Origin of the sequence: Microbacterium sp. B24, from assembly GCF_000333415.1 — a bacterium.
GTDB lineage: Bacteria > Actinomycetota > Actinomycetes > Actinomycetales > Microbacteriaceae > Microbacterium.
This window is the reverse complement of sequence record NZ_BADB01000048.1, coordinates 1-6025: the sequence shown is the minus strand read 5'-3', so window position 1 is coordinate 6025 and position 6025 is coordinate 1. Positions and strand designations below refer to the sequence as shown.

The 6025-nt window shown below is 69.5% G+C and carries 5 protein-coding genes and 1 pseudogene; 5 read left to right on the top strand and 1 reads right to left on the bottom strand.

Going from position 1 to position 6025, the window contains the following annotated elements; translation table 11 throughout:
• Positions 1-153: 153 nt before the first annotated feature.
• Genes I5I_RS01055 through I5I_RS01035 form a run of 5 tightly spaced genes read left to right on the top strand, consistent with a single transcriptional unit; the run spans position 154 to position 4996 of the window.
• The gene (locus I5I_RS01055; RefSeq protein ID WP_005051117.1) at positions 154-636 is read left to right on the top strand and encodes a CarD family transcriptional regulator; all 483 of its coding nucleotides are present in this window, start codon (positions 154-156) and stop codon (positions 634-636) included.
• Positions 637-685: 49 nt separating this feature from the next.
• On the top strand, positions 686-1873 hold the full coding sequence (gene ispD / locus I5I_RS01050) for a 2-C-methyl-D-erythritol 4-phosphate cytidylyltransferase (protein ID WP_036315337.1): 1188 nt from the start codon (positions 686-688) through the stop codon (positions 1871-1873).
• Between the two features lie 53 nt (positions 1874-1926).
• Complete coding sequence (gene cysS / locus I5I_RS01045) at positions 1927-3330, top strand: cysteine--tRNA ligase (RefSeq protein ID WP_036315335.1); 1404 nt, start codon at positions 1927-1929, stop codon at positions 3328-3330.
• Entirely contained in the window at positions 3323-4315 is a 993-nt protein-coding gene (rlmB, locus tag I5I_RS01040) for a 23S rRNA (guanosine(2251)-2'-O)-methyltransferase RlmB (protein WP_036286382.1), read from the top strand. The genes cysS and rlmB overlap by 8 nt, the downstream gene beginning before the upstream one ends.
• Before the next feature lie 42 nt (positions 4316-4357).
• Entirely contained in the window at positions 4358-4996 is a 639-nt protein-coding gene (locus I5I_RS01035) for an NAD(P)-dependent oxidoreductase (RefSeq protein ID WP_036315333.1), read from the top strand.
• Positions 4997-5014: 18 nt separating this feature from the next.
• On the opposite strand, the pseudogene I5I_RS01030 reads toward I5I_RS01035, so the two are convergent.
• Positions 5015-6025, bottom strand: a pseudogene (locus tag I5I_RS01030) (DUF4032 domain-containing protein); the annotation flags it as partial.

Sequence of the window (6025 nt, the reverse complement as noted above, 5' to 3'; positions counted from 1 at the left end):
CGTGTTCACGGATCCTCCTGGACGAGTCGGTGTGTGCTCATTCTATGCCGCGACGCGGCGCCACCCCGGCGTCCCCGCCGCGGATGCTCAGCCGGCGAACCTTAGCGTATGTCGCCTGTGGTATTCTGGACTTTGCCGAAAGGACATAACTGCATGCTTTTTGAGGTTGGCGAGACGGTCGTCTATCCGCACCACGGGGCCGCGACGATCATCGAGGTCAAGGACCGGATCATCAAGGGCGAGACCAAGAAGTACCTGAAGCTGAATGTCACGCAGGGAGACCTCATCATCGAGGTCCCTGCCGACAACGTCGACCTGGTCGGTGTTCGTGACGTGATCGGCAAGGACGGTCTCGAGAAGGTGTTCGACGTGCTGCGCGCACCGTTCACCGAAGAGCCCACCAACTGGTCGCGCCGCTACAAGGCCAACCTCGAGAAGCTCGCGTCCGGCGACGTGATCAAGGTGAGCGAGGTCGTTCGCGACCTGTGGCGTCGTGACCAGGACCGCGGCCTGTCCGCCGGTGAGAAGCGCATGCTGGCCAAAGCTCGTCAGATCCTCGTGTCCGAGATCGCTCTGGCACTGAAGGCCGATGAGGATCACGCCTCGGGGGTCCTCGACGAGGTTCTCGCGAGCTGATCACGGCATCCGCCGGAAGACGGCGCGCCACGTCGGTAGTGTCGGGTGCATGAGCGACCCGTTGGTTCCCGTGCCCCACACCGCCGTGATCGTCGTCGCGGCTGGATCCGGTCAGCGGTTGGGCGCGGGCGTTCCGAAGGCGTTCGTGGGTCTCGACACCCACACGGTTCTGCGCCACGCGCTGGAGGGTGTGTTCGCCGCGCCGGCCGCGCAGGTCGTGATCGTCGCTCCCTCAGACCGCGTCGGTGACGCCCTGACCGAGGCGCGCGCCGTCGCCGGCGAACGGCACGACCTGGTCACGGTCGTCGCCGGCGGGCTCAGCCGGCAGGAGTCGGTGGCTGCCGGACTGCGGGCCGTGTGGCCCGACGTCGAGCGCGTGCTGGTCCATGACGCCGCGCGGGCTCTGACTCCGCCCGAGGTGTTCGCGCGCGTCATCGATGCGCTCGCGGACGGCAAAGATGCGGTGCTTCCGGTGCTTCCTGTGGTCGACACCGTCAAACGGGTGTCCGGCGATCGCGTGCGCGAGGCGATCGAGCGTTCCGAACTGGCGGCCGCGCAGACCCCGCAGGGATTCCGCCGCACGATTCTCGACGCGGCCTATGCCGCGGCATCCGCCGAGCACACCGACGACGCCGCACTCGTGCAGAGCATGGGAACACCGGTGTGGACGGTGCCCGGCGATGAGCGGAGCTTCAAGATCACCACTCCGGGCGATCTCGACCGCGCGCGAGCCCTCCTGGCTGTCGCGCCGGTGGGGCGCACCGCGCCGGTGCCGCGCGTCGGCGTCGGCACCGACGTGCATGCCGTCGGCGGCAGCGGCGATCTCTGGCTGGCCGGACTGCACTGGCCCGGTGAATCCTCGCTGCACGGTCATTCGGATGGGGATGCCGTCGCGCACGCCATCGTGGACGCCGTGCTCGCCGCCGCGGGACTCGGCGACATCGGCACCCATTTCGGAACCGATCAACCGCAGTACGCCGGCGCCCACGCCGAGGCGTTCCTGGCCCGCACGCGGGAGCTGGTGGAGGCCGCCGGCTTCTCGATCGGCAACGTCTCGGTGCAGGTGCAGGCGCGCCGCCCGCGCTTTGCCGCGCGCCGCGCGGAAGCCGAACATGCCCTGTCTGCGGCGCTCGGTGCGCCCGTCGCCGTGTCGGCGACCACGACCGATGGGCTCGGCTATACGGGAACGGGCGACGGCGTCGCCGCCTTCGCCGTCGCGCTCGTCTACTCCGTGTGAGCCCCCACGCCCGCGCCGCTGTCGCGTCTCGCGCGCGCGGGTAGGCTGGTGCGGTGACGGTCCGGCTCTACGACACCCAGGTGCAGGCGTTGCGCGACTTCGCGCCGCAGGATCCGACCCACGTGAGCATGTACGTGTGCGGCCCGACTGTCCAGTCCGGCCCCGGCATCCATCATCTGCGCGCGGCGCTCGCCTTCGATCTGCTGCGTCGCTGGCTCACCCGGCGCTTCGGGCGCGTCACCTTCGTGCGCAACATCACCGACATCGACGACAAGGTGTTGCAGAACGCCACCGCTGATGAGCCGTGGTGGGCGCTCGCGTATCGCGTGGAGCGCGAGTTCGCGTACGCGTATGCCGCGATCGGCATCCTCGCGCCGACCTACGAGCCTCGCGCGACCGGGTCGATCCCGCAGATGCAGGAGCTTATCGCCACCCTCATCGAACGCGGTCATGCCTACGCCGCGGCCGCTGACGTCTATTTCGACGTGCGTTCGTGGTCCGCCTACGGAGAGTTGACCCATCAGAGCATCGACGCGATGGAGCCGGCGGCCGACGCGGACGCGCGCGGCAAGCGCGACCCTCGCGACTTCGCGCTCTGGAAGAGCGCCAAGAGCGACGAGCCGACAGATGCCGTGTGGGAGAGTCCTTGGGGGCCGGGCAGGCCGGGCTGGCACATCGAGTGCTCTGCCATGAGCCGCCGCTACCTGGGTGCCTCCTTCGACATCCACGGTGGCGGCATCGACCTGCGCTTCCCGCACCACGAGAACGAGTTGGCGCAGTCGCGTGCGGCGGGCGACGCGTTCGCGCGCTACTGGGTGCACAACGGCCTGGTCACGGTCGGCGACCAGAAGATGTCGAAGTCGCTCGGCAATCATCTGCTCGCGCTGGACGTGCTGGCCGACCGCGACCCGCTCGTCGTGCGCTACGCCCTCGGCGCGGCGCACTACCGGTCCACGCTCGATCTCACCGCGGCATCCTTCGACGAGGCCGAGGCGGCCCTCGAGCGCATCCGAACGTTCCAGCAGCGGGCCGCGCGGGTGCTCGGCACTGCGGTGCCGCTGGTGGCCGCCGATATCCCCGAGGCGTTCGCTGCCGCGATGGACGATGACCTCGGCGTTCCGCAGGCGCTCGCGGTCGTCCACGAGACCGTGCGCGCCGGAAACGCGGCGTTGGATGCGGGCGATCGGGATGCCGCGGCCCGCGCTTTCGTCGAAGTGGGCCGCATGACCGGCGTTCTCGGTATGAATCCGGCCGACCCGAAATGGCGACCCGAAGCAGGTGCTGCCGAGGCGCGCGCCCTGGACGCGCTGCTGCAAGCGATGATCACCCAGCGTGCGCAGGCGCGCGCGAACAAGGACTGGGCGGCCGCCGACCGTCTTCGCGACGCGATCGCGGCGGCCGGCGTCGTCCTCGAGGACGGTCCCGACGGGACCCATTGGAGTCTGAATGATGGCTAAGCCGGGCAACCCCTCCGCGGGCAAGGGCAAGAAGAAGGGCCCACTCAAGGGCACGGGCGGCAACGGACGCAAGGCGCTCGAGGGCAAGGGGCCGACTCCCAAGGCCGAGGACCGCAGCTGGCACGTCGCCGGCAAGCGCAAGGCCGCCATGGAGCGCTACGCCGCCGCCGGCGGCAAGGGGCGCCCCGGTCAGAAGCCGGCGCCGTCCCGCGCGCCGAAGGCCAAGGCCGGTGACGACACCGAGAACGTGACCGGGCGCAACTCCGTGCTCGAAGCTCTGCGTGCACGCATCCCGGCGACGGCGTTCTACATCGCCCAGCGCGTCGAGATGGACGATCGCGTCAAGGAGATGCTGTCGATCGTGACCCAGCGCGGTATCCCCGTGATGGAGGTCACCCGCCCCGAGCTCGACCGTATGGCCGGCTTCGACGGCGTGCACCAGGGTGTGGCGCTCAAGGTGCCGCCGTACGAGTACGCGCACCCCCAGGACCTGCTGGAGGAGATCATCGGAAAGGGGCAGACGCCGCTGATGGTCGCGTTGGACGGCATCACCGATCCGCGCAACCTCGGCGCGATCATCCGCTCCACCGCCGCCTTCGGCGGTCAGGGACTCATCATTCCCCAGCGCCGTTCGGCCGGCGTCAACTCGGCCGCGTGGAAGACGAGCGCCGGCGCCGCGGCGCGGGTTCCGGTCGCGATGGCACCGAATCTGACCACGACGCTCAAAGAGTTCAAGAAGCAGGGCGTGTTCGTGCTCGGTCTCGATGGCGGCGGCGACGTCGCGCTGCCCCAGCTCGAACTGGCAGATCGGCCCGTCGTCATCGTCGTCGGCTCGGAGGGCAAGGGGCTGTCACGGCTGGTCACCGAGACGTGCGACCAGATCGTGTCGATCCCGATCTCCTCCGCCGCAGAGTCGCTCAACGCCGGCATCGCGGCATCCGTCGCGCTCTACCAGGTCTCCACCATCCGCGCCGCGTCCGAGTGACGCCCGCTCCACCTGCACGCCGATCCGAAAGGAAGCACTGAGATGGCCATCATCGCCGTTCTGGGAGGCACCGGCTTCGCCGGTCGCCACATCGTCTCCGAGGCTGTGGACCGCGGGCACACCGTGCTGTCGGTGTCACGGTCGGTGGCCGCAGACCGCGTGCCCGGTGCGACCTACGTCGAGGGGACGCTGCTGGACATCCCCGGGCTGGTGACGCAGCTGGAGGGCGCGGACGTGGTCATCAGCGCCGTCGCGCCGCGCGGTGCGATGGAGGGCCTCGTGCGGCCCAACCTGGAGGCGCTGAACACCGTGCTGCCCGAGAGCGTGCGGCTGGGCGTCATCGGCGGCGCCGGCGGGAGCCTCGTCGCTCCCGAGGGCCCTCGCGTCGTCGACGTCGACTTCCCCGACGCCTTCAAGGCCGAGGCGCTGGAGATGATCGGTGTTCTGGAGGACCTTCAGGGCGAGCAGACCGGTCGCGACTGGTTCTTCGTCCACCCCGCCGGCGGCTTCGGCGGCTTCAACCCGGGCGAGCGGACGGGCACCTACCGGGTCGGTGGCGATGTCGTCGTCACCGATGCCGAGGGGCAGTCCTACATCTCCGGCGCCGATCTCGCGGTGGCGGTGCTCGACGAGATCGAGAACCCGCAGCACTCGCGCCGGCGCTTCACCGTCGGGTACTGACGCGCTCTCTCGCCGGGTTCAGACCAGGTCGCGCCAGTCGACGTCCTCGTCTTCGTCGTCGTCGATCGTCGAGATCGCCGAGGTGATCACCGGAATCGCCATCGTCTCGGTGGGGGGACCCATCACCGTGGCCTCGTCCCGGCGGTGACGCAGCACGTCGTCGATGTAGGACGAGACGACCTCGGCGATCGGCACCGACTGTCCTCGCGCTTGCGACATGTACCAGCGGTGTTCGAGGACCTGGTGGAACACCTCGGCGGGTTCGAGTTTGGCGCGCAGATCCCAGGGGATCGCCTTCACGACGGGTTCGAACACGCGGGTGAGCCACTCGTGCGCCACCATCTCCTCGTCGGAGCCGAGTCGCGAGACGCGGGCACGGAACGCGTCCATGTCGTTGAGCAGGCGCCGGGCCTGGTTCTCCTCGACGTCCAGTCCCGTCAGACGCAGAAGGCGCCGCTGGTGGTGGCCGGCGTCGACGACCTTGGGCTGAATCGACACCGTGGTGCCGTCCGGCGTGGTGCGGATCGACATCTCGCCGATGTCGAAGCCGAGATCGTTCAGGCGTTTGACCCGCTCGGTGATGTGCCAGGCCTCGCCGGCGGCGAAGGTCTCCTTGTCGGTCAGCGCCGCCCAGAGCGAGCGGTACGACGACATGATGCCGTCGGCGATCGCGACGGCATCCACGCCGCCTTCGAGGCGACCGCCGGCTTCGAGGTCCATGATCTCGCCGGCGATGTTCGTGCGCGCGACGTCGAGGTCGTGCTCGCGCTGACCGCGCGTCAGGCCGCTCTCGTGCAGCTCGCCGGTCTCGGCGTCGACCAGGTAGGCGGCGAAGGCCCCGGCATCCCGTCGGAAGAGCGTGTTCGACAGCGACACGTCACCCCAGAAGAAGCCGACGGTATGCAGGCGCACGAGCAGCGCGGCGAGGGCGTCGACGAGCCGGCCGGCGGTGTCGGGTCGCAGCACCTGTGTGAAAGAGGGCGCGGTAGGGGAGCGAGAACTTCAGATGCGCCGTCACGAGCGCGGCCG